This window comes from Paenibacillus alginolyticus DSM 5050 = NBRC 15375, assembly GCF_000422905.1.
Classification (GTDB): Bacteria; Bacillota; Bacilli; order Paenibacillales; family NBRC-103111; genus Paenibacillus_E; species Paenibacillus_E alginolyticus.
On record NZ_AUGY01000021.1, the window covers coordinates 37,117 to 61,773 of the forward strand.

Annotated in this window: 27 protein-coding genes and 1 other annotated feature; of the genes, 12 read left to right on the plus strand and 15 right to left on the minus strand. The window is 46.2% G+C overall.

Going from position 1 to position 24,657, the window contains the following annotated elements; genetic code table 11:
* Positions 1-271 precede the first annotated feature (271 nt).
* Together G519_RS0111475 and G519_RS0111480 are read left to right on the plus strand one after the other, a co-directional pair.
* Complete coding sequence (locus G519_RS0111475; protein WP_029194799.1) at positions 272-1,438, plus strand: MFS transporter; 1,167 nt, start codon at positions 272-274, stop codon at positions 1,436-1,438.
* 169 nt (positions 1,439-1,607) lie between these two features.
* Positions 1,608-1,961: a toprim domain-containing protein gene (locus G519_RS0111480; RefSeq protein WP_029194800.1), complete on the plus strand. Its 354-nt coding sequence runs from the start codon at positions 1,608-1,610 to the stop codon at positions 1,959-1,961.
* Positions 1,962-1,982: 21 nt separating this feature from the next.
* On the opposite strand, the gene G519_RS0111485 is transcribed toward G519_RS0111480, so the two are convergent.
* From G519_RS0111485 to G519_RS0111520, 8 genes are all read right to left on the minus strand, one after another.
* Entirely contained in the window at positions 1,983-2,615 is a 633-nt protein-coding gene (locus G519_RS0111485; protein ID WP_036632708.1) for an SCO family protein, read from the minus strand.
* 17 nt (positions 2,616-2,632) lie between these two features.
* Positions 2,633-3,610 (minus strand): heme o synthase, encoded by a 978-nt coding sequence (gene cyoE, locus G519_RS0111490; protein WP_029194802.1) that lies wholly within the window; start codon positions 3,608-3,610, stop codon positions 2,633-2,635.
* Between the two features lie 206 nt (positions 3,611-3,816).
* Entirely contained in the window at positions 3,817-4,671 is an 855-nt protein-coding gene (locus tag G519_RS0111495; RefSeq protein ID WP_029194803.1) for an urease accessory protein UreD, read from the minus strand.
* Positions 4,664-5,323, minus strand: a complete 660-nt coding sequence (ureG, locus tag G519_RS0111500; RefSeq protein ID WP_029194804.1) for an urease accessory protein UreG — start codon at positions 5,321-5,323, stop codon at positions 4,664-4,666. Before ureG ends, G519_RS0111495 begins: the two co-directional genes overlap by 8 nt.
* Before the next feature lie 23 nt (positions 5,324-5,346).
* Entirely contained in the window at positions 5,347-6,072 is a 726-nt protein-coding gene (locus tag G519_RS0111505) for an urease accessory protein UreF (RefSeq protein WP_051253334.1), read from the minus strand.
* A 41-nt stretch (positions 6,073-6,113) separates the two neighbouring features.
* Positions 6,114-7,796, minus strand: coding sequence for an urease subunit alpha (ureC, locus tag G519_RS0111510; RefSeq protein WP_036632735.1), 1,683 nt, complete (start codon positions 7,794-7,796; stop codon positions 6,114-6,116).
* A 13-nt stretch (positions 7,797-7,809) separates the two neighbouring features.
* Positions 7,810-8,193 (minus strand): urease subunit beta, encoded by a 384-nt coding sequence (locus G519_RS0111515; RefSeq protein WP_029194807.1) that lies wholly within the window; start codon positions 8,191-8,193, stop codon positions 7,810-7,812.
* 33 nt (positions 8,194-8,226) lie between these two features.
* Positions 8,227-8,529: an urease subunit gamma gene (locus G519_RS0111520; RefSeq protein WP_029194808.1), complete on the minus strand. Its 303-nt coding sequence runs from the start codon at positions 8,527-8,529 to the stop codon at positions 8,227-8,229.
* A 283-nt stretch (positions 8,530-8,812) separates the two neighbouring features.
* On the opposite strand from G519_RS0111520, the gene urtA reads away from it, so the two are divergent.
* From urtA to gerQ, 7 genes are all read left to right on the plus strand, one after another.
* Positions 8,813-10,087, plus strand: coding sequence for an urea ABC transporter substrate-binding protein (gene urtA / locus G519_RS0111525; RefSeq protein ID WP_029194809.1), 1,275 nt, complete (start codon positions 8,813-8,815; stop codon positions 10,085-10,087).
* A gap of 173 nt (positions 10,088-10,260) precedes the next feature.
* Positions 10,261-11,166 carry an urea ABC transporter permease subunit UrtB gene (gene urtB, locus G519_RS0111530; protein ID WP_029194810.1) on the plus strand — a complete coding sequence of 302 codons (906 nt, stop codon included), beginning with the start codon at positions 10,261-10,263 and terminating at the stop codon, positions 11,164-11,166.
* A gap of 21 nt (positions 11,167-11,187) precedes the next feature.
* Positions 11,188-12,264: an urea ABC transporter permease subunit UrtC gene (gene urtC / locus G519_RS42730; protein ID WP_084160129.1), complete on the plus strand. Its 1,077-nt coding sequence runs from the start codon at positions 11,188-11,190 to the stop codon at positions 12,262-12,264.
* A 50-nt stretch (positions 12,265-12,314) separates the two neighbouring features.
* Positions 12,315-13,106 (plus strand): urea ABC transporter ATP-binding protein UrtD, encoded by a 792-nt coding sequence (urtD, locus tag G519_RS0111540; protein ID WP_051253335.1) that lies wholly within the window; start codon positions 12,315-12,317, stop codon positions 13,104-13,106.
* Complete coding sequence (gene urtE, locus G519_RS0111545; protein ID WP_029194812.1) at positions 13,099-13,794, plus strand: urea ABC transporter ATP-binding subunit UrtE; 696 nt, start codon at positions 13,099-13,101, stop codon at positions 13,792-13,794. Before urtD ends, urtE begins: the two co-directional genes overlap by 8 nt.
* Before the next feature lie 227 nt (positions 13,795-14,021).
* The gene (locus G519_RS0111550) at positions 14,022-14,708 is read left to right on the plus strand and encodes a response regulator transcription factor (RefSeq protein ID WP_029194813.1); all 687 of its coding nucleotides are present in this window, start codon (positions 14,022-14,024) and stop codon (positions 14,706-14,708) included.
* A gap of 168 nt (positions 14,709-14,876) precedes the next feature.
* Positions 14,877-15,329: a spore coat protein GerQ gene (gene gerQ, locus G519_RS0111555; RefSeq protein ID WP_036632711.1), complete on the plus strand. Its 453-nt coding sequence runs from the start codon at positions 14,877-14,879 to the stop codon at positions 15,327-15,329.
* Between the two features lie 55 nt (positions 15,330-15,384).
* Here the strand turns inward: gerQ and G519_RS0111560 are convergent, their stop codons facing one another.
* On the minus strand, positions 15,385-15,681 hold the full coding sequence (locus G519_RS0111560; RefSeq protein WP_029194815.1) for a hypothetical protein: 297 nt from the start codon (positions 15,679-15,681) through the stop codon (positions 15,385-15,387).
* Positions 15,682-15,857: 176 nt separating this feature from the next.
* Between G519_RS0111560 and G519_RS0111565 the strand changes: the two genes are divergently transcribed.
* Positions 15,858-16,841, plus strand: a complete 984-nt coding sequence (locus G519_RS0111565; protein ID WP_029194816.1) for a metal-dependent hydrolase — start codon at positions 15,858-15,860, stop codon at positions 16,839-16,841.
* A gap of 172 nt (positions 16,842-17,013) precedes the next feature.
* On the opposite strand, the gene G519_RS0111570 is transcribed toward G519_RS0111565, so the two are convergent.
* The 4 genes from G519_RS0111570 to G519_RS0111585 form a co-directional block, all read right to left on the minus strand.
* Positions 17,014-17,880 carry an SDR family oxidoreductase gene (locus tag G519_RS0111570; protein ID WP_029194817.1) on the minus strand — a complete coding sequence of 289 codons (867 nt, stop codon included), beginning with the start codon at positions 17,878-17,880 and terminating at the stop codon, positions 17,014-17,016.
* Positions 17,881-17,882: 2 nt separating this feature from the next.
* On the minus strand, positions 17,883-18,386 hold the full coding sequence (locus G519_RS0111575; protein WP_029194818.1) for a hypothetical protein: 504 nt from the start codon (positions 18,384-18,386) through the stop codon (positions 17,883-17,885).
* Positions 18,387-18,493: 107 nt separating this feature from the next.
* Positions 18,494-19,057, minus strand: coding sequence for a MarR family winged helix-turn-helix transcriptional regulator (locus G519_RS0111580; RefSeq protein ID WP_029194819.1), 564 nt, complete (start codon positions 19,055-19,057; stop codon positions 18,494-18,496).
* A gap of 145 nt (positions 19,058-19,202) precedes the next feature.
* Positions 19,203-19,430: a small, acid-soluble spore protein, alpha/beta type gene (locus G519_RS0111585; RefSeq protein ID WP_029194820.1), complete on the minus strand. Its 228-nt coding sequence runs from the start codon at positions 19,428-19,430 to the stop codon at positions 19,203-19,205.
* A 153-nt stretch (positions 19,431-19,583) separates the two neighbouring features.
* Here G519_RS0111585 and G519_RS0111590 point away from each other — a divergent pair, with 153 nt between their 5' ends.
* Positions 19,584-19,766, plus strand: coding sequence for a DUF5325 family protein (locus G519_RS0111590; protein WP_029194821.1), 183 nt, complete (start codon positions 19,584-19,586; stop codon positions 19,764-19,766).
* Between the two features lie 75 nt (positions 19,767-19,841).
* Here the strand turns inward: G519_RS0111590 and trpS are convergent, their stop codons facing one another.
* A complete protein-coding gene (gene trpS, locus G519_RS0111595) occupies positions 19,842-20,825 on the minus strand; it encodes a tryptophan--tRNA ligase (RefSeq protein WP_029194822.1) in 984 nt (327 codons plus the stop codon).
* A 61-nt stretch (positions 20,826-20,886) separates the two neighbouring features.
* Positions 20,887-21,152, minus strand: a binding site (T-box leader).
* Positions 21,153-21,311: 159 nt separating this feature from the next.
* On the opposite strand from trpS, the gene G519_RS0111600 reads away from it, so the two are divergent.
* The gene (locus tag G519_RS0111600) at positions 21,312-22,496 is read left to right on the plus strand and encodes a permease (RefSeq protein WP_029194823.1); all 1,185 of its coding nucleotides are present in this window, start codon (positions 21,312-21,314) and stop codon (positions 22,494-22,496) included.
* Positions 22,497-22,883: 387 nt separating this feature from the next.
* On the opposite strand, the gene ilvD is transcribed toward G519_RS0111600, so the two are convergent.
* Complete coding sequence (ilvD, locus tag G519_RS0111605) at positions 22,884-24,569, minus strand: dihydroxy-acid dehydratase (protein ID WP_029194824.1); 1,686 nt, start codon at positions 24,567-24,569, stop codon at positions 22,884-22,886.
* Positions 24,570-24,657: the final 88 nt, after the last annotated feature.

Genomic DNA, 24,657 nt, shown 5'->3' on the forward strand with positions numbered 1-24,657 from the left:
ATCCTTAATCTTCATCTCTTTTTTTCCTTAACAGGGCTAACTTCCGTTCTATCTCCTCTGTTTTATCGATTCTGCTTCTCGTCTTTCGAAAAGACTGTCTCAACCGAAAAACCAGGAAAATAGCCACCCCAGCAAGTAAAACAATCATATATGCGTCCATAAAGCCTCCTATAAACAGAATTGTGTCATTTGTATGGAAAGGTCATATCTATGGGACGAGCGGCGTACAACTTAAGAAGAGACAAGTCTAAATGATTGAGGTGGTGAGATCATGCGAACAGCTCTTTGGTTGTACTTATTTATGTTTGTTGCTTTTTTTGATTTACACGCACAGTACCCGATTCTTTCTCCCTTCGCCTTATCTTTAGGAGCAGCTCCTTCATTTATAGGGCTCATTATGGGCGTATACTCGATCACTCATTTGCCTGGGAATCTAATCGCTGGGTATGGCGTGGACAAATACGGAAGTAAGATCTTTATTGTCTTTAGCCTGATTGTAGCAGGGATCATCTTACTTTTTCAATCCAATGTGAAAGATCCTTGGCACTTGCTATACATTCGTTCGATCAGCGGATTCGTACTCGCCTTCTTGTCCCCTGCCTGCTTATCGCTGCTTGCACGCATAGCCAAGGATCGCATCCATCAAAGTAAACTGATGACTGGCAATGGTCTCATTCATACCCTTGCTTCCGTGGTATCTCCAGCAGCAGGCGCTGTATTAGTTGCCAAAATCGGGTTTACAACAGCCTTCTCGGTCTTAGGTTGGATTCTTATTATCACAGGTGTTCTTGCCATCTTCGGCGTGAAAGAAAAACAGCTATTAGCCCAAACAGGGAGCAAATCTCCTATCTTAGATCATCATGGTCATGGCATACTGAGAGATGAATCAGATCTGCCCGCCAGCATAACGATTCCATGGTTATTCTTTCTCATTCCGATGGCACTCTCCTGCTCGCAAGGCATTCTCTTCTTTGAGCTTCCATTAATGAAGTCGGCCAGAGAGTCCATCTTAACGTCTGGCGTTTTTTTCACATTAATCAGTTTAGGGGCATTGTTAAGCATCAGCTTTTGGTTCTTAAATAAGATCCCCCCTTTTATCCGAACTGTCTGCGGGAGCTTATCGCTTGCGGTCGTTTTCTTCGGTCTAGCCATTCAGTGGCCGATACCGCTCACTGTATCTCTTTTCCTAATCGGAATGGCGAAAGGTGTCATTTATCCCGCTCTCGCTGCCCTTCTTGCCAGTATAACAAGCAGCAATCGATACGGACGCGTCTTTTCCCTTCTTTCCATCTCCTATTCCGTTGGCGCTTTTATCGGTCCAATGATGGCAGGACAGCTTCGCGACCACATTTCCTCTTACTTCATCGCGTTCTTCATCTTAATGCTGGCGCTTTCCCTCTTACCGCTGCGCTCATTTAAAACGCCTATCACGACGTAATTTCCCAATAAAATAGCGGCTTGAGCTTATCAAGCCGTCTTTTGCGCTGTAAATCCCTGTCATTTCCCGGGAAATGACACCAACATTTTCGCCTAATCGTCGAATGAAATCCTTGGATCACTTGCGAAAACCGGTTATACTACAAAAAAACCTAAAGCGAGGAAATCCCATGTCGATTGTCATCATTGTAGAAGGTAAAAATGATAAAAGCCGATTAAAACGCGTCGTGGATGAAAGTGTCAAAATCCTCTGTACGTTCGGTACCCCCAGCTCATTAACTCTAGAGGAACTGAGAAAAAAAGCGGAAGATAATCCTGTTTTCATATTTACGGACAATGACGCTTCCGGCAAAAAAATACGTTTTCTATTGCGAGAAACGTTTCCAGATGCAGAACAGATCTATACGCGCAGAGGGTATGCTGGCGTGGAAGGAACACCTGAGGAATACATTATTCAGCAATTAGAAAAAGCAGGGCTGGATGAGTATATCAAATACCCTGCTCCAGACCCTGCTTTTGAATAGTTAATTGTATGAATGATTGACTTATTTTCCTTTAGATAAGGTCACGACATCTTTGACAATATGGTCAACATCCAACTCTGGGTTGCTCGCATCATAATAATTCCGGAGTTTTCCTTTTGGGTCAACCAGCAAAATTGCATTAGAATGCGAGAAATTACCATCCTTCTCTTTAATCACCATAATGCCAAAATCTTCAGCAAGCTTGTGAATTTTCGATTCCTCACCACGCAGGAACGTCCACCCACCTGGAACTGGCTTCGATTCAAATCGGTTTCCGAATTCTTTAAGCACTTCCGGTGTGTCTCGTTTTGGATCGACTGTTATCGAAACAATTTCCGCTTTAGTACCAAGTAAATCTTTTTTCTTCAAAGCTTCCTGAACCTGAGACAGTAAGAAAGTCGTCGGCATGCAAACATCCGGACAAAACGAATAAAAGAAATATACAAGTCTAACCTTACCATCCATATCCTGAGAGGAAACGGGTTTACCGTCTAAATCCTGAAGTTGAAAGGAAGGAGCTTGTTTCATAGCTGTTAAGCGTTGGTCCGGTTCACTGCTATTAGCCCATAATTTATAGGCAAATGATGCAATCATGGCAATTAAAATAGCGCCTAGCGCTAGCTTAAACCAATTTTTCCCGATAAACGTACTCATGACTTCAGCCCTCAATTCTAACTAATTTTCACAGTATCAATGACCATGAGGAACGATAAAAGCGTTAAATACAATAGAGAGAATAGGAACATACGCTTAGCCCATACCACTTCGGCCTCACCTGTTGCCTTAAAGCCTTTGATACTCATGAAAGCCCAAATCAATCCTAAGATCGTTGATGCGAATAAAAACAAGTAACCTACATACCCATAAGCCGTTAACATAACAGTTACAGGAACAAGTAAAACCACATAACGCACCATACTGATCTTGGTCACGTAAGTCCCCTTCACGACGGGTAAAAGCGGGAATCCTGCAGCGCGATATTCTTCCATACGGCGAATCCCAAGAGCCCAGAAATGCGGAGGCTGCCAGAGGAATAAGAAAGCAAAAAGGAGAATAGCACCTAGATCAACGGTACCACTTACAGCGCAGTATCCAATAACGGGAGGTGTAGCGCCAGAGAATGCCCCAACGAATGTACTCCATACCGAAGTTCTCTTAAACCAAGCTGTATAGAGCCAAACATACAAGAACAGGCCAATCAGTCCGATCAACGTTGCAAGCGGCGACTGTGCTCCAAAATATAGGACTCCCAGACCGATCGTTCCTAAAATAATACCGTACCATAGAACGACATTCGCACTCATTCTCCCGCTTGGAAGAGCTCTATTCTGCGTACGCTCCATCTTCGCATCCATTTCACGGTCCAAATAATTGTTGAGCACCGTTCCACCTGCCATGACAAGAGCTGTTCCTAGCATGGTCATAATAAGGTGTACCCAGCTTACATCCCAATGGGCAGCAACCCAATATCCAGCAAAGGCTGTCATTAAATTGGAATAAATAATGCCTGGCTTTACCAAGCGATAGAAATCTTTCAAGGTCACCGGCTCAGCCGATGCTTGCCTATTGCTAGCTTCTATGGATTCTGTCCCCATGGTCCCTTGTGACGAACCGTTCGAAACGCTTTCGTAGCTAACTTGATTTTCCACGTAAACGTCCTCCTCTATGTCGAATTTCCGAGCAAACTTAATTATGAACATTCCCATCATACCAACCCCTACATCGTTTGACAATGAAGTGCAGCCAGTTGTCATTATATTGTCGATTCTCCTTCCAGTATGCGTGGAAAATGATTGGAACATTCGATTCCATGTAAAAAGGAGCCCCCGAGGGCTCCCTACACAGTTTAATCCTATTATTTATTAACCATTAGTGGCGTTAATGCTAATAAGCTGCGGCGAATATCATGCCATGCTTTCGACAAAGTCAGTTGTAACTCCCATGCATGTCTTCCCATGACGGTGACGATTAAACCGTATTTATACGTAAGACTGGCTCCGATACGGACATTTACACCCTCCAGCTTCTCAAGACTCCCCAATACTTCCTCGAGATGACGTTGTTTAAGACGATCAGAGAAAATGTACAGATTACCGAGGTGTGTTTCCCGCTCCCAGCAACCTGGTGCTGATAGCTGCATAGTCTTTGGTTCAATTCTTTGATTCTGATAAAAAATCAATTCCTTACCGTACCAAACTTTCATACGATTCATATAACGGGAGTACTGAAATATTTCGCCTCGTTGCGTTCGTCCGGGACAACAAACATCCGAGAAAATCAACACTGACCCGGTTGCTAAATGAACATCCATTTCTGCTGCTAAGCAAGCATCCTTATAGAGCATTAAGGGCTCTGGCATGTATTCCAGCATCGCATCTTCTTCCAAATGCAGCGTCTGTCGCTGGGTGCTTCCGTGACCAGCCTCAGACGGATGAACCTTCGTGAACGATTGGTTCGTTAGAAAAACACGTGCCCCCTCTCCAAGGCGCACGTTGATTTCGTAATGATCCCCCGACATGAGTCCTGGGGAGCAGTCCATCATATAGACGCCTAATTGATCCGTAGGATTGGCGTCATGTAGCAGCGTTTCGTTCACGTAACGAAACGTTTTGGCGATTTTGAGCGGGGAGGCGTGGTATTTGTGGACCAGCTGTGTCTTGCCGCTGCGTACCGCAAATTCCGCCTGAATCTCCCCGGTCAAGCTAGGCATGGCTGAACTCCTGTTCCACCCATGTGACAATATCGTCCACCCCTGTACCGCCCATCAGGTTGGAGAAAATATAAGGACGGTCGCCGCGCATCTTCTTCGTATCCGAATCCATTACTTCCAGGCTGGCGCCTACATACGGAGCTAGATCGATTTTGTTGATAATGAGCATATCGGAACGCATAATGCCGGGACCGCCTTTGCGCGGTATTTTCTCCCCTTGGGCGACATCGATAATGTAGATGAAACGATCTACCAGCTCTGGGCTGAACGCTGCAGCCAAGTTATCGCCGCCGCTCTCGATGAAAATAATATCGAGATTCTCGAATCGATTCTCCAGCTCTTCGATGGCTTCGAAATTCATCGAAGCATCCTCACGAATCGCTGTATGCGGGCATCCGCCTGTTTCTACCCCAATAATGCGTTCCTCAGGCAGTGCCTCGGAGCTAATCAAAATACGGGCATCTTCCTTCGTATAGATATCATTTGTAATCACCGCAATACTGTAGCGGTTGTTGAGTTTACGAGCCAGACGCTCCACTAGCGCTGTTTTGCCAGAACCCACAGGTCCGCCGATTCCAATACGCATAGGGCGACTCCGATCAACAGCAGGTTTCTCCCAGTGGTGGTGATGATGACCTTGACCTTGACACATAGTCATTCCTCCTAAAGATATGATTAAGACATGAATAATCGCGAATACAGCGTTTCATGCTGCATCATGGCCAGATCTGCGGCTGGCGAGTTCGTATACGCATCCATTGGATCCATATGCGCTACACGCTGCCACTCGCTTCCTGTCAAAGGAAGCAGCTTCGCAAGAAGAATTTGTCCTTGGGTTTGCCCCATGGACATGAGTCTGAGCGCACTGTTGATGCAGGTCATGATACAGCTGTACAGATAGCCTTCCGCCGCTTGATTCAACGGCACACCGAGGTGATAGCTCACCCATCCATGGACAATCGGATGATTAGAGCTGCTGCGGCCGGCTTGCACAGCTTCGTCAAGAGGCAGCCAGTTCAGCTCGGGGTACATCGAGCGCGAAAGCTGGAGCAGCCTGCGGCCCATCTTTTGAACGCCGCTCCTCGCTTCACTCGATACACGCTGCACATGCAGCATGTGGTCGATCTCCCAAAGCTGATTCCATTCCTGCCTTGGAATATGGGTATAGGCAGCTTTGATTACCATCGCATCTGACGGTGCCCAACTAGTTGCGAGCATCGTGCGAATATAAGCTTCGAGCTCTTCAATCGTTGTTAGTCGCTCCTGCTGAATGAGCGTTTCCAAACCAAAGGAATGAGAGAATCCGCCAATGGGCAAGGCTGAATCTAGAAGCTGCTGATAAGCGAGCCAGTGAAACCTAGGCGTTATCTCTTCCGTGAATGTCGTTGTCTTTGTTGTCATCGCTTTTATGTCGTCACCTCGATCGGGGACTTCCCACTCTTTTAAAATAAGAAATATAACTGTGCCATCGGCAGTTCGGTCGCCGGCTCACAAGTAATGGCTTTCCCATCAACCTTCACTTCATAGGTCTCTGGGTCTACTTCTATAGAAGGCGTGCCGTTATTATGAATCATGTCTTTTTTCGAAATATCGCGACATCCTTTCACAGGCTCGACACGCTTTTGCAGCCCTAATTTCTCAGCGATGCCACGATCATAAGCGGCTTGAGAGACGAAGGTAATCGAGCTTTGCGTCAAAGCTTTACCAAAAGCGGCAAACATCGGACGTCCAAATACAGGCTGCGGCGTTGGAATTGAAGCGTTCGGATCTCCCATTTGTGCATAAGCAATGCTGCCGCCTTTGAGAACCAGATCCGGCTTAACTCCGAAGAACATCGGGCTCCATATGACCATATCCGCGAATTTTCCAGGCTCAATGGAACCGACAAGGTGAGAAATCCCATGCGTAATCGCCGGATTGATCGTATATTTGGCGATGTAACGCTTAATTCGGAAATTATCGCCGGCTTCCGTATCGGGAGCCAGCGGTCCACGCTGCTTCTTCATTTTATCGGCTGTTTGCCATGTACGAATAATAACCTCGCCAACCCGCCCCATGGCCTGAGAATCCGAGCTTAGCATACTGAATACACCTAGATCATGAAGTATATCTTCGGCAGCGATCGTTTCTGGGCGAATCCGTGAATCCGCGAAAGCAACATCCTCAGGTATACGGCTGTCCAAATGATGACACACCATGAGCATATCCAAATGCTCTTCAATCGTATTGATCGTGTATGGACGTGTCGGGTTTGTCGAAGACGGTAGTACATTAAGCTCAGCAGCTGCGCGGATAATATCTGGCGCGTGCCCTCCGCCTGCTCCTTCGGTATGATACGTATGAATCGTACGGCCCTTAATAGCTGCGAGCGTATCCTCGAGAAATCCCGCTTCATTTAGTGTATCGGTATGAATAGCTACTTGAACATCATATTGGTCTGCGGCTTCGAGACAAGTGTCGATTGCTGCCGGTGTCGTTCCCCAATCTTCATGAAGCTTCAAACCAATTGCTCCCGCTTCAATTTGCTCCGTCAACGGAGCTAGAAAAGAAGCATTGCCTTTTCCCGTAAACCCCAAGTTCATAGGGAAAGCTTCAGCTGCCTCCAACATACGCTGCATATGCCATGCGCCTGGCGTACAAGTTGTGGCATTCGTCCCTGTCGCTGGTCCTGTTCCTCCACCAATCATCGTCGTCACGCCAGAGGAAAGCGCCGTTTCAATTTGCTGGGGACAAATAAAATGAATGTGAGCGTCGATCCCGCCTGCGGTTACAATTTTACCTTCACCTGCAATAACTTCCGTGCTCGCTCCAACGATCATATCGGGATGTACGCCATCCATTATGTCTTGGTTTCCCGCTTTACCGATCCCCACGATATGACCATCCTTGATGCCAATATCACCTTTGACAATACCCCAGTGGTCAATAATGACCGCATTCGTAATCAGGGTATCCAAGACACCTTGGTCACGGGTAGCTCCACTGGACTGCCCCATTCCGTCGCGAATGACTTTGCCTCCGCCGAACTTGCATTCATCCCCATAAACGGTGTAATCATGCTCGATTTGTGCCCAAAGCTCGGTATCAGCCAAACGAATGGCATCTCCCGTAGTAGGTCCGAACATTAGCGCATAACTTTTACGATCTATTCGATTCACCGGGCTTCCCCTCCCATGCTTGCCATCTCTCTCGCGCAGCACTTGACATATTCCCATTAGCTGCTAAGCCTTTACTCAAGTTATTTAGTCCATAAGAAAGTTTGGCTCCACCAAGTTCAACGAGCTGAACAGGTTTCTGTTCTCCCGGCTCAAAACGGACAGCTGTTCCCGCGGGAATATCCAAACGCATGCCATAGGCTTGTTCTCTCGAGAAGTCCAAAGCTCTGTTCACTTCAAAAAAATGAAAATGCGAGCCCACCTGAACGGGACGATCTCCTGTATTCGTAACGATCAAATTAACCGTTTGTCTTCCTATATTCATTTCAATATATCCCTTGACTGTTCGATATTCGCCTGGAACCATCTTCTCGCCCCTTTCGATTCATCATTTGTATAGTTAGGTTATTGGTTCGTGTACGGTTACTAATTTGGTCCCATCGGGAAACGTAGCCTCTACCTGTACTTCATGAATCATTTGAGGCACACCTTCCATGACTTGCTCTGCTCTCAAAATCGTTGTACCGAATGCCATCAATTGAGCAACGGTCAATCCATCCCTGGCTCCTTCCATAATTTCGGATGTTAGCAGCGCTATACTTTCGGGATAATTCAGTTTCAAGCCTCTGGCAAGTCTTCGGCGTGCTAGATCTGCAGCCACAGTAATGAGCAGCTTTTCTTTTTCTCTCTCCGTTAAATGCACATCTTCACCTCATTAAAATCCGAATAATGGTAATCCTTTATCCTTATTATATTCGTGTATTCCATGATTGTAAATCATCTATGTTAGATATAATGACATTAAAACATTGGTTTCTGAAGTCATTTTTCGTATTTTATGTGATTTTAACAAAGAAATGGCCGGTATTTGTGCGCTATTAACAAAAAAAACTTGTTTAATGTCATGTATATTGACATTAACTTGTTTTGCACTTTATCATAAGCCTTGTAATCCAAATCTTGTAAGCAAAGGGAGTGGGACGTGAATGAGAGAGATACGAAACAAAGGTAAGCTCACAGTCGCTTTGAGTATGGCTTTGATGATGGTCATGGCTGGCTGTGCAAAAACAGAGCCAACTACATCCACGACAACTACACCTATGGCGACCAAAGCCGCTGAAGCTAAGGCGGAGACGAAGGATGAAACTGTACCTGTCGGGATTCTTCACTCCCTCACAGGCACTATGTCCATTAGCGAAGTATCCGTAAGAGATGCTGAACTTATGGCGATTGACGAAATTAATGCAGCTGGGGGACTCTTAGGTAAAAAAATCAAGCCCGTGATTGAAGACGGTGCATCCGATTGGCCGACTTTTGCAGAGAAAACTAAGAAGTTACTGCAAAAAGACAGCGTCGTAACGATCTTTGGCTGCTGGACATCTGCCAGCCGCAAAGCCGTGCTTCCGGTCGTCGAACAAAACAAAGGATTACTGTGGTATCCGGTTCAGTATGAAGGCGTGGAATCATCACCTAATATCTTCTACATAGGCGCTACAACGAACCAACAAATTATCCCTTCTGTAACTTGGCTTCTTCAAAACAAAGGCAAGAAGTTTTACCTTCTCGGTTCCGACTATGTTTTCCCAAGAACAGCCAACAAAATTATTAAAGAGCAGTTGAAAGCTGAAGGCGGGTCGCTTGTAGCCGAAGAATACACACCGCTTGGACACACGGACTACAATACAATCATTAGTAAAATCAAAAAAGAGAAGCCGGATGTCATTTTCAATACGCTGAACGGCGACAGTAACGTAGCCTTCTTCAAGCAATTGAAAGATGCAGGCATTTCATCCAAAGATCTAACAACAATGTCCGTAAGTATCGCTGAGGAAGAGGTTCGCGGTATTGGAGCTTCTGTCTTAGATGGACACTATACCGCTTGGAATTACTACCAAACAACCGATACACCTGAGAATAAAAAATTCGTTGAAGCTTACAAAGCTAAATACGGCAAAGACCGTGTTACGGATGATCCGATCGAAGCAGGCTATACGGCCGTATACTTATGGGCTGCAGCTGTGAAGAAAGCAGGATCCTTTGAGGTAGAGAAAGTGAAAGCTGCTGCCAAAGGTATCGAGTTTAACGCACCAGAAGGTAAAGTGGTTATTGATGGAGAGAACCAGCATATTTCCAAAACGGCACGTATCGGTCAAATTACGGCTGATGGCCAAATCAAAGAAATATGGAACTCCGGCCAACCACTCAAACCAGATCCTTTCCTCAAAACATACCCTTGGGGCGGAGAAGTAACGAAAAAATAAAGATAGTTATTGGAGCCAGGATTGCCTAACGGCAGTCCTGGATTTCACCAAAATATAAGAATTTATATGTTTCACACGATAAGTCGGCTATATTTCAGGATAAACGCCCCCGTCCGAGAAGGACGGGGTAGACGTTTATTTTGTTTACTTGGGGTTTACTGGGAGGGATTTCCATGAGTCTGCTGTTTCTTCAATTATTCAACGGTCTAAGCCTTAGCTCCATTCTGCTGTTAATTGCCATTGGCCTTGCGATTACATTCGGCTTAATGAATGTTATGAATATGGCACACGGTGAATTCATCATGATTGGCGCCTATATGGCTTATCTAGTCCAGCAGTGGTTCCAGAAGTTTCTACCGGCCTCCGCTTTCGGATGGTATTTCATCGTGTCGCTAGGTGTCGCCTTTGCAGCAGCCTTCTTTGTCGGCTGGCTGCTCGAAGTTGTTCTCATTCGATTCATGTACGGCAGACCGCTAGACAGCCTGCTTGCTACATGGGGAGTAAGCCTTGCTTTGCAGCAGCTTGCGCGCACTATTTTCGGTGCTCCTAATGTGGCTGTCAAAGCGCCCGAATGGTTGGAAGGCGGACTTCATCTATCGGCCGACCTCATTCTCCCCTACAAGCGCCTTTTTATTATTGCTTTGGTTGCGCTGTGTATCTTGGTGATATATATGTACCTGTACCACTCAGCCGGAGGAAGACGCATGAGAGCTGTTATGCAAAATCGTGAAATGGCTGCTTGTCTTGGTATTTCCACACGCAGAGTAGATGCTCAATCCTTCGCTTTTGGCTCCGCTATGGCAGGAATTGCCGGATGCGCCTTAACACTGCTTGGACCTATTGGACCAACCATAGGCACATATTACATTGTGGATGCGTTCATGGTTGTTGTTCTAGGCGGAATCGGTAAGCTGATTGGAACCGTGGCAGGAGCATTAGGTATTGGGGTTTTCAACACAGCTTTGGAATACACAACAAGTGCTACGCTTGGTAAAGTGCTAGTCTTTACGCTCATAATCGCCTTCTTGCAATGGAAACCGATGGGACTTGTGACGATCCGTTCAAGATCCTTAGATTGAAGAAAGGATGTGGCATCTTCCATGCTCTTAACGGGACAATCCAAGCTTAAACTGATCGTCTATGGCATTTTTTTGATCGCTATTGCTTTGGCTCCTTTATTCATGTCAGACTTCCGACTTTCCCTTCTTGGCAAGTTTCTCGCTTATGCCATCATTGCCATGGGAATTGATCTAATTTGGGGCTATACGGGCATTCTTAGCCTCGGCCATGGTGTCTACTTTGGACTTGGCGCTTATTGTATGGCCATGCATCTTAAGCTCGCCGCGACGCCAGACCAACTGCCGGATTTCATGTCATGGAGCGGCGTTGAGAGATTACCCTGGTTCTGGGTTCCATTCCAACAGGCAGGCGCAGCATTCCTTCTCGCCCTTATCGTGCCAATGATCGTCGCATTCATCTTAGGATATTTTACATTTCGCAATCGTATCAAAGGTGCTTTCTTCTCCATATTGTCTCAGGCGTTAGTCATTATTACCGTCACGCTATTCGTTGGCCAACAAGGCTATACAGGCGGAACTAACGGACTAACCAATTTCACTACCTTTCTTGGATTAAATCTCCAATCACAATCTACGAAATTACTATTTTTCTATCTCACCTTAGCTGTTGTTGTTGTCGTTCTTATCCTTTGCAGTCTGCTCGTCACCAGTCGTATGGGGAACATTCTCACAGCCATACGTGATGGGGAAAATCGGGTTCGCTTTATTGGCTACAATCCAGTCACATATAAAGTATTCATTTACTGCGTTTCAGCAGGCTTAGCCGGACTTGCCGGTGTGCTCTTCGTTCTTCAGGAAGGCATTATCTCGCCCGCACAAATGGGCATTGTCCCCTCTATTGAAATGGTTCTTTGGGTGGCTATCGGAGGTCGTGCAACGATTGGGGGCGCCGTTCTCGGCGCATTAATCACCAATGCAGCCAAAACAACGTTTAGCGAAGCTTACCCCGCTTGGTGGCCTATTATGCTCGGAGCCATGTTCATTATTGTCGTACTGATGCTGCCCAAAGGAATCGTCGGTACGATTACACACTACACCTCCAATTGGAAAAAACCAGATCTCCCTAAGCCGATTTCATCATCGCATGAAGCAAGCTGACTATATACTACATCCTTAATGTTATGAAATTTGAAGGGGGGAACATCCCAATGCCAGGACAATTAGCGAAACAACAACCTGTAACCGGCGAGCAAATCCTTAGCGTTAAAGGGCTTGAAGTGAGCTTTGACGGATTTAAAGCCTTACGCAATCTGGACTTTTCCTTGCAGCATGGCGAGCTCCGGTTTGTTATTGGACCGAACGGAGCAGGTAAAACAACGCTCTTGGATGTCATTTGCGGGAAAGTGAAGCCTTCGCATGGTCACGTTTTTTTCAAAAAATCCATTGATCTTACCAAACACCAAGAACACCAAATTGCACAGCTCGGCATTGGACGTAAATTCCAAGCGCCTTCTGTCTTCTCAACCTTAACCGTTTTTGAAAATTTGGCTCTTTCTATGAAACAGCAGCGCGGCCTCCTTAGCGCACTATGGACCAAGACGACGAGTGAACAGCGGGAACGCCTGCATCTCCGACTCGAGATGATTGGCTTGCAGAGCAAAGTCAAAGAGCGCGCAGGGTCACTCTCTCACGGCGAGAAACAGTGGCTAGAAATCGGGATGCTGCTCATGCAGGAGCCCGATCTGCTGCTGCTGGATGAGCCTGCCGCCGGCATGACAGATAGCGAAACCGAGAAAACAGGTGAGCTGCTGCACGAAATAGCGGCTAATCAAACGATCATCGTAGTTGAACATGATATGGAATTTGTTCGTCAATTCGCTAGAACAGTCACCGTACTTCATGAAGGAACCGTACTTCGGGAAGGCACGATGCAGGAAATTCAAAGTGATAATAAGGTTGCTGAGGTTTATCTAGGAAGGAGAGTGGAGCGAGGTGCTTAACCTTCAGAAGATAGAAGCAGGTTACGGTGAGAGTAGGATTGTACGCCATGTGAACCTTGAGGTGAAACCTGGACAAATCGTTTGTCTTATGGGCCGCAACGGGGTAGGGAAATCCACACTCATGAAAAGCATCATGGGACTCATTCAGCCGAAGTCCGGCACGATCCATTTTAACGAACGGAACATGACGTCCTTTCCTCCGGATCGACGAGCCAAATTAGGGATCGGCTACGTGCCGCAAGGCCGCGAAATTTTCCCGCAGCTTACTGTCGAGGAAAATCTGCTGCTTGGTCTAGAAGCTGCAACAGATGGTAGAAAAAAACTCCCTGACTCTCTCTTCGACACTTTCCCCGTGCTTCGTCAAATGCTTCACCGCAAAGGAGGCGACCTCAGCGGCGGGCAGCAGCAGCAACTAGCGATAGCCCGTGCCTTGGCCCCAGGCCCCAAGCTGCTGCTGCTGGATGAACCGATGGAGGCGATCCAGCCTTCTATCGTCATGGAAATTGAAGCCATCATTGAATCAATCAAACGCAGTCGAGAAATTGCTGTATTGCTGGTAGAACAAAGCCTCGAGTTCGCTACAAGCATTGCCGATTATTATTATGTATTGGACCGAGGAACCATTGCCGCCGAAGGTCATGCCGAGCATTTGAGCGAAGATCAAGTACGAAAGCATTTAACGGTATGATCTTGATTACACGGACCTACTCTATAAAAGGAAGCTGGATGACTTGACCTATGAAACTAGGCGTCAAGTACCGTCCAGCTTCTTTTTTTTCATACAAAGGAACTAATTATAAAGTTAAACTGGACGTCACAAAATGTATAATGATAACATGCATATATAGGATCGAATGTTGCGTCCGGCATATCGAGCACCGAACCTTTTGAAGGAAAAGGAGGGGGGGAACGTTTATGTCTAAGATTTTAATTATTGAAGATGATTTAAGCATTGGTGAAATGATGTCGATTTATTTGTACGAAGAAGGCTATCAAGTCATGCGTGCGGAAACGGGCCGTCAAGGCGAAGTGTTATTCCGAGATTTCGAACCTGATGTCATCGTGCTTGATATTATGCTGCCTGATGTTGACGGGATTCAGCTATGTACGGACTTCCGCAATTCGTCAACCATCCCCATTCTTATGGTGTCCGCCAAAAATGAGGTCTCCGATCGCGTCAAAGGCCTGCAGACTGGTGCTGATGATTATCTATGTAAACCATTCTCAATGAGGGAACTGTCAGCACGAATACAAGCATTACTGCGACGTTCACATGCCTTTCCTCCGCCAGTTCAAACTACCGATACGAACGAGCAAGTCGTTCATCTGGACCTAGAGAAGCGCTGCCTTTTTGTACATAGCAAAGTAATAGAGACCACGTTCTCTGAGTTTGAAATTATGAAACTTTTTTGGCAGAATCAAGGACGAGTATACAGTCGAGAGGAGCTTCTAAACCGGGTCCGCGGTTTCGATTCCTATGTAACCGAACGTGCAATCGATGTACATATCGCAAACCTTCGCAAAAAAATAGAAGCTGATCCCAAAGAACCGAAATATATTAAGACGGTTTGGGGTGTCGGTTATAAATTTCTACTTACGTAAGCTCCCGATGGGGCTTTTTTTGTTTGGGATAATTAAGCAAAAACTAGTCACCAAATAGGCTGATGCACAATATGATGATTATGGATAATGACACGTACTTAGAATCTGTTTCGCATTACTATTATGAAGAAAGCTTTCTTAAGGAAAGCTCAAGGAGGAAATACAAACATGATGAATAGTCCTTACAAAATCGGAAACCAAGGCATGACCTCGCAAGCCCCTTATGGATATCCTTATCCGGCTTATCCCGTTCCAACAATGGGAATGGGTGCCAATAATCCACCTGTTCCAAGCGGAGCACCTACACCTACTGGCGGTCTGCAAACCGGTGTAAATGTACCTGGTCAACTCCCCATGGAACAATCTTATATCGAAAATATTCTCCGTTTGAACCTTGGCAAAATGGCTACCATCTACATGACATACGAGAATAATTCGCAATGGAATGCCAAAATCTTCAAAGGCAAACTGGAGGCAGCAGGACGTGATCATATCATCATCAGCGATCCAGCTACTGGCATGCGTTACTTATTGCTCATGGTAAATCTAGATTACATTACATTCGACGAGGAACTTAATTACATGTATCCTTACACAGGTGGAGTCGGCCCACGGAGATAATGGTTAAATCAAAATATAAGCCGCTTGCTCTTTCGTTAGAGCAGCGGCTTTTTTGTCATGAAGAAGTCACTTCTGTGAAATGCCACATATGCAGTTTGCGCAGCCCGCCTTCAATCCACTCTTCCCATAGGGCTTGATGTGAAGCATCTTCAGTTCCATGCAAACGTTCTTGTTTCAAAGTAAGATACTCCTCATACGTAACATCCTTCCAAATTTCCACAAAAAGTCCTTCCTGATCGGTTCCCTCTAACAGTTCCAATCGCCCTTCCCTCCGCTTCCATTCCTGCATATAGATGAGAAAAGACTCCCGAAAAGCGGGTTTTATGGCATACTCTACAAAAACTTTGGACATTTTTAGATCTCCCTCTGATTTATTTTTTGCTCCAAAATGGTAAACTAATAAAAAGACGGAAAAATGACCATGCTTACAAGGATAAATGATTCTGTCGTCTTATAAGGATAAGGAAAACTCAGCCCATGCTTACGAAGAAAATTTTCCCTACGGAAAATTCTTAGGAGGAAACCCATTTGGACACAGGCACTCATCTCGTTATTGGTTTAGGGTTAGCGGGACTGTCACAAATTGACCCTAGCGTATCTGCGGATTCAGCGGCAACCACTGCGGTCTTCATTGGAACGGTTATTGGCTCACAGATTCCGGATGTGGACGGGCTGCTTCGTTTTAAAGGGAACGCCACTTACATTCGAAATCACCGTGGCCGCTCTCACTCCTTGCCAGCTTTACTTTTATGGACACTGCTGATCACTGGAGCTCTTGCTCTGTTCTTCCATGGAATCTCCCTGCTGCACCTGGGTATGTGGGTAGGAATCGCCGTTTGTTTTCACGTCTTTACAGATTGCTTCAACACCTATGGTACACAAGCATTCCGGCCATTCTCTGAAAAGTGGGTGTCTTGGAACATTATACACATCTTTGATCCCTTTATCTTTTCAAGCCACATCGCAGCTATTTTCATGTGGTCCTTCCATGTCGCTAGTCCAAAGCTGGTATTCCCGTCTTTGTACGGGGTTATCGCCCTATATTACATCTGGCGCTCTCTCGACCATTACATCGTAGAAAAAGGGCTTTATCGCAAAGACCCTACCCATATGCCCGGGGATAAATACACACTTATTGTAACATTCAACCTCTATGTGTGGAACGTTGTAAAACGCAGAACTGACGGCACCTTCCAGTTGGGTGAACTGAAGAATTCAAAGCTTCGGTGGATCGACACCATCAAATGTGAAGACCACCCAGCCATCGAGGCGTCCAAGAATCACGAAGACATCCAAGCCTTACTCTACTTCTCGTCCTTCACCTGTGCGGAAGTAAAAGAACATCGCTGGGGCTACGAAGTAAGATGGGCTGATGTGCGTTATCGCCACCGCAAGCAGTATCCTTTCGTCGGCGTTGTCTTGATGGATCACAATTTCCAAACACTCGATTCTTATGTGGGCTGGGTGAATGACACTAGACTTGAAAAAAAGCTAAAAGTGGATCTATATTAGAAGCAATCTGATAATCAAGAAGGAGTCGCGTGTGCGATTCTGCGAGAGGCCCTTGCAACAGCGCATGGGCCTACTCGATGAACCCCCCTCTCTCAATGGTAGGGAAAGCTACGAGTTCGTATTACCTTACCCTACGCCTCCAACTCAATCGGTTGCGATCATTGTTCCTCCGCTACCGGAAATATTGTACATGCTCCTGCAGAAAAGCGTCTAGCGTGCGAGGCTCTCTACCGAGCAAGCGCTTTACTGTGTCCGTGGGCCTTTCTAGCACTACCGTAGACATGGTTTGAATTTCCACAACGTGGCTCGCAAGCCAAGGAGGCATATGCCCGTACTCGATTAGATTATTGCGTAGTACTTCGGGCTCCATGTTGATGTAGTTTATCGGCCGATCAAGCAGTGCGGATAGTTTACTTGCGATCTGGGGATAGCTAAAAATCTCTGAACCCGTAAGTGTATAGATTTGGCCTGCTGCCTCGCGATTGGTCAGAGCCTCAGCGGCAACATCTGCGATATCGCGACAGTCAATGAAGTTACAAGGTGAATCGCCCATGGCGCCGAAGAAAATATTTTGGGTTGTGACCGTTGGTACAAGACGCAATAAATTTTGCATGAACGCATAGGGGCGCAATATAGTATGAGTAAGACCCGATTCACTCAAAGTTTTCTCGATTTCTTGATGCCAGTCTGCCACTGCTACTGGAGATCTCTTCTCAAAGGCAGGACTGGATATCTTTACGATGTGCTTGATGCCAGCTTCGGCAGCAATCGCAATGATCGAAGTCTCCAATTCGATCTGATTTGGGCTGTTGGACATGGCGAGGAAGAGCTGGCTAGCTCCTGCAAACGCGCGGCGCAGTGATTCGTGGTCGGAAGCATCCGCCGATGCGACCTCGATCGTCGACCAGCCTTTATCCCCGATCTGAGCACTTAACTTCTCAGGCTCTCTGCTCAGTGCTCTGGCGGGCACGCCAAGATCAACCAAACGTTTCAAAAGCGCACTACCTATCGTACCTGTTGCTCCAAGAATAACGATCATTTTTATCTTCTCCCTTGAAATGATAAATTAGTTTTGACGGCAAGACGCCACCTCCATGTTACTATCGTGCTGGCAATCACTCCGGATAACGGGAAATCGATCCATATACGATCGATCCAAACCAAATTATCGATAGGAATAATAATTCCCAGTAAGTTAGTTGTCGCCCAAGCGGCGCATAGGCCCAACATGGCTCCCATCAATGCGAACAGCCCAACCACAACCAAGTGAGGTGCGGCGACGAGCCACCGTTTACGACCTCCCCGAATGCGCAGCCAAAGGCCAAGCATCAAAGCTATCAAAGCAGATGTTCCACCGATTGTAGTCAAAGCAGCTAATTGGAGCCCCTTGTCAGCAGTGATCAATCCCCCGATACCTGCCATAATGGCAGGAGATACATAAGCCATAATAACTTCACGCCACAGTACAAAAGTCTTTGCGCCAGAACCAGCTGCCTTGATGTCGTAAAGACGTTCTGTCTTATTCGGGTATTCCGTCTTGTTCATTCAGTTACATCCTTCCTTTCTTCTTATTAATTATTCAGCAATTGCCTCCATATAATTAGGAAGCTAACTATAAAAGAGTGAAAATAGGCTAGCTTCACTAGCCCATTTTACTCATTACTGATTTGTTCCTTTAATCCGACTGGTTCATCCGTTAGCGCTGAGATGCCTTGTGTAACTCGGCCGAGCAGATCGAGAAATACGCTGCGTTCCTCGATACTGAGTAAGCCCACCATGGCTTCTAGCCGCGCAAAATGCTCGTGGGCCATTTCATGGAGCTTCTTCGCTCCTTGCTCTGTCAATATGACCGCTTTCTGTCGGCCATCGACTGAACTTGATCTCCGGAATACGAGGCCATCTCGCTCAAGCGTGTCGATAAGACCAGTCACTGTAGCACGTGTAATACCTAAATGCTCCGCCAATTGCGAGGGCAACACTTCTCCTTCGTTATCTTCAAGATCAGCTAATAACCGATATCGCCCTGTTGATAAACCGAATCTGGCGAAATGAATCTCCGAAGCATGTCCAAGCTTGGCTCCCGCTGCCATCAGCCTAGATGCGACGAGCACAGCCTGTGCGTCTACGTCTAGATTATAACGATCAATCTGACGCTTGGATTGTGCAAGAGAGGGAATAGCTTCAATTTTATTTACTGTATTATTTTCGTTGGTCATATATATAGTATGGAACCTAACTAAATTGATGTCAATATATTTTTTACGACTGTGGTGAGGCGCACGAAGAAAAAAACCCAGAGGTTTTGGCCCCTGGGCTTTATTGTTACTTAAATTGGGAAAACTATTGACGAAGTCAGGCTATCTAGCTGCGGAAGCCAGATTGTCCGGCTAGCGTTTGCTCAGCGATTTGTACCAAACGGCGAGTAATGTTACCACCGATTGCACCAGCATCGCGAGTAGCCATATAACCCATGTAACCATCTTGAGGAATTTGGATGCCCAGTTCTTGAGCTACCTCATATTTCAATTGATCTAAAGCTTGAGTGGCTTGTTGAACTACCAGTGTGTTGCTGCTACGATTTTGCGCCATAAGGATCAGACTCCTTTCAGTCAGCTATAATCTTTGATGTATTTGCAAGCTTGCAAAGATAGTATGTGGAGGAAATGAATTTATATGCACGGCGATCAAAAAAGTTTAAAATAAGAAGACACTGTTCAATCTTCTAGAAAGTAGGTCATATTCATGAGCAAACCACTCGCTCTTCTTTTCGCTGTTGTTGGCACCCTGCTACTCGCCTCCATCAGCTTATTCATTGCCCTTAGACAGCCTTGGATGATTCTTGCCTGCTCCATCATCTCCTTAGGCTTTATCGGATATGGATTTGCGGTTAAAGCGAAGATTCGCAAGAAGAATACGCGGTCTTAACGAAGGAAACAACTCGATCGTCAATAAGAGAAAGAGCTCAAACAGCTATACTAGCTGATTGAGCTCTTTTGCTTTTTACAGAACGACGAAGCCCATCCGCTTCTTCACTTCGAGCAGAGTTTGATCAGCTACCTCAGCAGCTTCCTGTGCCCCTTTTTTCAAAATGTCGAAAATTTCGCCTGAACTGCGAATTTCACGATAACGTTGTTGGATCGGCTCTAGAACGGCCACGATATGTTCAGCTAAATCCTTTTTGAAAGGACCATAGCCTTGCCCCTCGTATTTGGCTTCAATCTCCACTAGGCTCATTTCGGCAAAGTGTGAGTAGATTGACATTAAATTACTAACCTCTGGCTTGTTTTGAGGATCATACTTTACCTCACGGCCAGAATCTGTGACTGCTCGACTAAGCTTCTTACGGATGACATCGGGCTCATCCAGCATGGCAATGTAACTGCCGGCATTTGGGTTGCTTTTGCTCATCTTTTTGGATGCATCATCCAATGACATGATTCTCGCACCGACTTCTGGCATATAAGGCTGCGGCATGACAAACATTTCACCAAAACGGTTATTGAAGCGGTTCGCTAAGTCGCGCGTCAACTCCAGATGCTGCTTCTGATCATCTCCGACCGGAATAAGGTCCGCATTGTACAACAGGATGTCTGCTGCCATCAGGGATGGATACGTAAATAAGCCGGCACCGACGGAATCCTTGCCTTCGGATTTGTCCTTGAACTGCGTCATACGCTCCAGCTCTCCCATATGCGTCAACGTCGTCATAATCCAGCCGAGCTCAGCATGCGCATGAACATGGGACTGCAGGAAAATGGATGCTTTGCTAGCATCTAGTCCCGCAGCAATATAAAGCGAAGCGATGGACTCTGTTTGCTCTTTCAGAGCTGCCGGATCCTGTGGAACCGTGATAGCGTGCATATCCACGACCATAAAGTAGCAGCGATGCAAATGCTGCAGCTTCACATAATTGCGCAGTGCGCCAATATAGTTGCCAATCGTCAGCTGTCCGCTGGATTGCATACCGGATAATACTCGTTTCATTGGATAATCCCTCCAGATTTCTATCTTATGGTCTAAAAAAACAACAAAAAGGCCTCTCCCCGCAAGGGACGAGAGACCGTGGTACCACCCTAATTTGTCCGTGAACAATTGTTCAACAAGACCTTCAGGCTCTGATAACGGGGAGCTGCCGTTTGGCATACTTGGACAGATGAGGATGTTCTCCGGCCTAGGTTCCGGCAACCTGCATACTGTGTTCAGCCTCATGCTCAAGGATCCATTCGGTTTGCTTGTTTCACCGGTTCACACCAACCACCGGCTCTCTGAGAAACAGATGACAAACTTACTTGTTCCTATCATCGCGAATTGATTTTATATTATTATACACCCTTACAATTCATTGTCAATCAAGGACATTGTCCTAACTGAACCTGCATGTACATAGGATAGATCATACTAGCCTTTCTATGCATAAAATAACTCCGCGTCCTTCGTGGACGCATCAACGGACAAAGGGGTGTCATCGAATTGCTATCGACTTTATATCGCTGGAGCCTTCCAATCTCCACCGTGATTTGCGCGTTTCTCTTAATCTTAATCGTGACAACAAGAGAGCTTCCACCTATGGGCTTGGTCACATATGAAATCAAACACGTTTTTACAGCCTTCATGGATATCTTTCTCGATGCATTGCCTTTTATGTTTCTAGGTGTCCTTCTATCCACCGTCGTTGAAAACTTCATTCCTGAGACGTTCATCAGACGTATGACGCCGCGGCATCCACTTGGAGGTATCTTATTTGCCTGCGTTCTTGGCATCATGTTCCCGCTCTGCGAATGCGGAATGATTCCTTTTGTTCGCCGGCTCATGCGTAAAGGAATGCCCGTGTACATTGCCGTCATCTTCATTCTAGTCGGTCCGATTCTGAACCCCATCGTTTTTGCCTCGACGTTCATGGCTTTCCGCGGCGAGCCTTCGATGGCCTATTCGCGAATGGGGCTTACCTTTGGCGTGGCGCTCATCGTAGGACTGATGTTGACACGTTTCCTGAAGAGCAGTCCTTTACGTCATCCTGTTGAATATCAGGGAAACACCCACCATCACAACCATGGGGGTTCCAGCCCTGGACATCACGCCGACCATAGTCACACTCACACTCACGACCATGATCATAATCATGGACATAACCTTAACCATGAGAATCATCATGAACATGAACACAATCATGATCATCAACACGATCACAATCACGATCATCATCACGATCACGATCACCACCATGGCCACAATCATTCACACGGCGGTAGTCGCGTCATGACAATGTTCAGCCACGGTACGACCGAGCTGTTCGAAATGAGTAAATACTTGATGCTGGGCGCTTTCCTGACCGCTCTTATTCAAACTTTCGTCTCCCAAGACAGCTTATCTGCGATCGGTCAGGGGCCTTTCATTTCACATGTGTTCATGATGGGCTTTGCCTACCTGCTCTCCCTGTGCTCCACAACAGATGCTTTCGTGGCTGCTTCCTTTGCTAAATCCTTCTCGCCAGGCTCCTTACTGGCTTTCCTTGTGTTCGGCCCGATGATCGACGTCAAAAGCACGCTGATGATGCTGTCCATCTTTAAAGCCCGCTTCGTGCTGACTCTCTCCATCGTAGTTGCTGTAACGGTACTGGCGGGTTCATTGCTTATCATGCATTTCTTTACAGCTTAAAAGGAGATTTTGGATCTGAGCATATAGGGATAACGACATGCAGTCGCCTCCATCAATGCTCAACGCCCTGAGCGCAGTCGACTGTGGGTTTGATGTAAAAAATACAGCTAATCCCGGGCAAATCGACGTTTCCAGGTAGATCATGTAAAGAGTGCAGTAAAATCTTCCAATACTAGCCATTTTGAGCTAAAGCATGAAAATTTGATGTACGAAACTATTCTACTCAAAATGATATGCAACTACATAATTTGCTGCACATTTTGCATTTGTTACTTTCATTTGCTACTTTGCAAACTAGTCGTGAACAAAAATTGAGCATTCAACAGCAAATTTCCCCCCAATCGAAAAAGGAGCTCGCTACAAACAGCGAGACTCCTTTTTTATAAATTAAAACTTCAGAATAGCGCCAGCGCTAGCATTGGTTACCATTTTCGTATAGCGCGCCAAATATCCGGTTTGGATTTTCGGTTGGAACTCTGTCCAGCTCTCACGGCGTTTCGCGAACTCTTCGTCGCTGATCTGTAGTTCGATTTTACGGCCGTCCATGTCCACATCAATGATGTCTCCATCATGTACGAAAGCTAGAGGACCGCCCTCTGCCGCTTCCGGTGAAATATGACCGATCGAAATCCCGCGGGATGCGCCGGAGAAACGTCCGTCCGTAATTAACGCAACCTTCGCGCCAAGACCCATACCTACGATTTGGGAAGTAGGAGCCAGCATTTCCGGCATACCAGGTCCCCCCTTCGGACCTTCGTAACGGATAACAACAACATGGCCTTCTTTAACATGACCATTCGCAATACCGTACAAAGCTTCATCTTGCGAGTTGAAGCAAATAGCTGGACCAACGTGACGTCCGCCAACAGATTTATCAACTGCGCCGACCTTAACAATACTGCCTTCAGGAGCAAGGTTACCGAACAGAACAGCCAGTCCGCCTCTTTCACTGTGTGGGTTCGTAATTGGACGCAGCACATCATGGTTCACAATTTCACAACCCGCAACATTTTCACGCAGCGTTTTGGCTGTTACAGTCATGCGGTCACCATCAAATGCACCCGGCTTTTTGAGAAGTTCGTTAATAATTGCACTTACACCACCAGCTAGATGCACATCTTCAATGTGATAATCGGAAGCTGGAGCGATTTTTGCTAAGTGAGGTACACGTTCTGCCACTTCGTTAATGCGTGAAATCGGGTACTCAATGCCCGCTTCTGCCGCGATAGCCAATGTGTGAAGAACTGTGTTCGTGGAACCCCCCATCGCCATGTCGAGCGCAAATGCGTTATCGATCGCTTCGATGGTAACGATATCACGAGGCTTGATGTCTTTTTCAATGAGGACCATCAATTGTTTTGCACAATCTTTCACGAATTGCTTACGCTCTTCGGCAACAGCAAGAATTGTTCCGTTACCCGGCATAGCAAGACCAAGACCTTCAGCCAAGCAGTTCATAGAGTTCGCAGTGAACATACCGGAACAAGAACCGCATGTCGGACAACCGTATTGCTCTAGCTCTTCTAAGCCTGCTTCATCTAATTTACCAGCTTGGAAAGCACCCACGCCTTCGAATACAGAGGATAGGGAAATGGATTTACCGTTTTTATCTTTACCGGCTTTCATCGGACCGCCGCTCACTAACATCGTAGGGATGTTAACGCGAAGGGCACCCATGATCATACCCGGTGTAATTTTATCACAGTTAGGAATACAGATAAGGCCATCGAACCAGTGAGCATTAACAACAGTTTCCAAGGAATCAGCAATAATCTCACGGCTTGGCAAGGAATAACGCATACCAATATGTCCCATCGCAATACCATCGTCAACACCAATGGTGTTAAATTCGAAAGGAACACCGCCCGCTTCACGAATCGCTTCCTTTACGAGCTTGCCAAATTCTTGCAAGTGAACGTGTCCGGGAATAATGTCTATATAAGAGTTACAAACCGCAATAAACGGCTTGCCGAAATCTTCCTCTTTAACACCGGCTGCACGCAGCAAACTGCGATGCGGAGCGCGGTCGAATCCTTTTTTAATCATGTCACTGCGCTGTTTTGGATGTGCCATTCTTTATTCCTCCTAGATTTCATTTCATATATGAAAATAATGAATCTATCATACCACACTTCTCGTAAAATTTCTCACTTCAGTGTGA

Coding starts and splice junctions, on each gene's coding strand:
- G519_RS0111475 (WP_029194799.1), top strand. CDS start 272: ATGCGAACAGCTCTTTGGTTGTACTTATTTATGTTTGTTGCTTTTTTT.
- G519_RS0111480 (WP_029194800.1), top strand. CDS start 1,608: ATGTCGATTGTCATCATTGTAGAAGGTAAAAATGATAAAAGCCGATTA.
- G519_RS0111485 (WP_036632708.1), bottom strand. CDS start 2,615: ATGAGTACGTTTATCGGGAAAAATTGGTTTAAGCTAGCGCTAGGCGCT.
- G519_RS0111495 (WP_029194803.1), bottom strand. CDS start 4,671: ATGCCTAGCTTGACCGGGGAGATTCAGGCGGAATTTGCGGTACGCAGC.
- ureG (WP_029194804.1), bottom strand. CDS start 5,323: ATGTGTCAAGGTCAAGGTCATCATCACCACCACTGGGAGAAACCTGCT.
- G519_RS0111505 (WP_051253334.1), bottom strand. CDS start 6,072: ATGACAACAAAGACAACGACATTCACGGAAGAGATAACGCCTAGGTTT.
- ureC (WP_036632735.1), bottom strand. CDS start 7,796: ATGTTCGGACCTACTACGGGAGATGCCATTCGTTTGGCTGATACCGAG.
- G519_RS0111515 (WP_029194807.1), bottom strand. CDS start 8,193: ATGGTTCCAGGCGAATATCGAACAGTCAAGGGATATATTGAAATGAAT.
- urtA (WP_029194809.1), top strand. CDS start 8,813: ATGAGAGAGATACGAAACAAAGGTAAGCTCACAGTCGCTTTGAGTATG.
- urtB (WP_029194810.1), top strand. CDS start 10,261: ATGAGTCTGCTGTTTCTTCAATTATTCAACGGTCTAAGCCTTAGCTCC.
- urtC (WP_084160129.1), top strand. CDS start 11,188: ATGCTCTTAACGGGACAATCCAAGCTTAAACTGATCGTCTATGGCATT.
- urtD (WP_051253335.1), top strand. CDS start 12,315: ATGCCAGGACAATTAGCGAAACAACAACCTGTAACCGGCGAGCAAATC.
- G519_RS0111550 (WP_029194813.1), top strand. CDS start 14,022: ATGTCTAAGATTTTAATTATTGAAGATGATTTAAGCATTGGTGAAATG.
- gerQ (WP_036632711.1), top strand. CDS start 14,877: ATGATGAATAGTCCTTACAAAATCGGAAACCAAGGCATGACCTCGCAA.
- G519_RS0111560 (WP_029194815.1), bottom strand. CDS start 15,681: ATGTCCAAAGTTTTTGTAGAGTATGCCATAAAACCCGCTTTTCGGGAG.
- G519_RS0111570 (WP_029194817.1), bottom strand. CDS start 17,880: ATGATCGTTATTCTTGGAGCAACAGGTACGATAGGTAGTGCGCTTTTG.
- G519_RS0111575 (WP_029194818.1), bottom strand. CDS start 18,386: ATGAACAAGACGGAATACCCGAATAAGACAGAACGTCTTTACGACATC.
- G519_RS0111580 (WP_029194819.1), bottom strand. CDS start 19,057: ATGACCAACGAAAATAATACAGTAAATAAAATTGAAGCTATTCCCTCT.
- G519_RS0111585 (WP_029194820.1), bottom strand. CDS start 19,430: ATGGCGCAAAATCGTAGCAGCAACACACTGGTAGTTCAACAAGCCACT.
- G519_RS0111590 (WP_029194821.1), top strand. CDS start 19,584: ATGAGCAAACCACTCGCTCTTCTTTTCGCTGTTGTTGGCACCCTGCTA.
- trpS (WP_029194822.1), bottom strand. CDS start 20,825: ATGAAACGAGTATTATCCGGTATGCAATCCAGCGGACAGCTGACGATT.
- ilvD (WP_029194824.1), bottom strand. CDS start 24,569: ATGGCACATCCAAAACAGCGCAGTGACATGATTAAAAAAGGATTCGAC.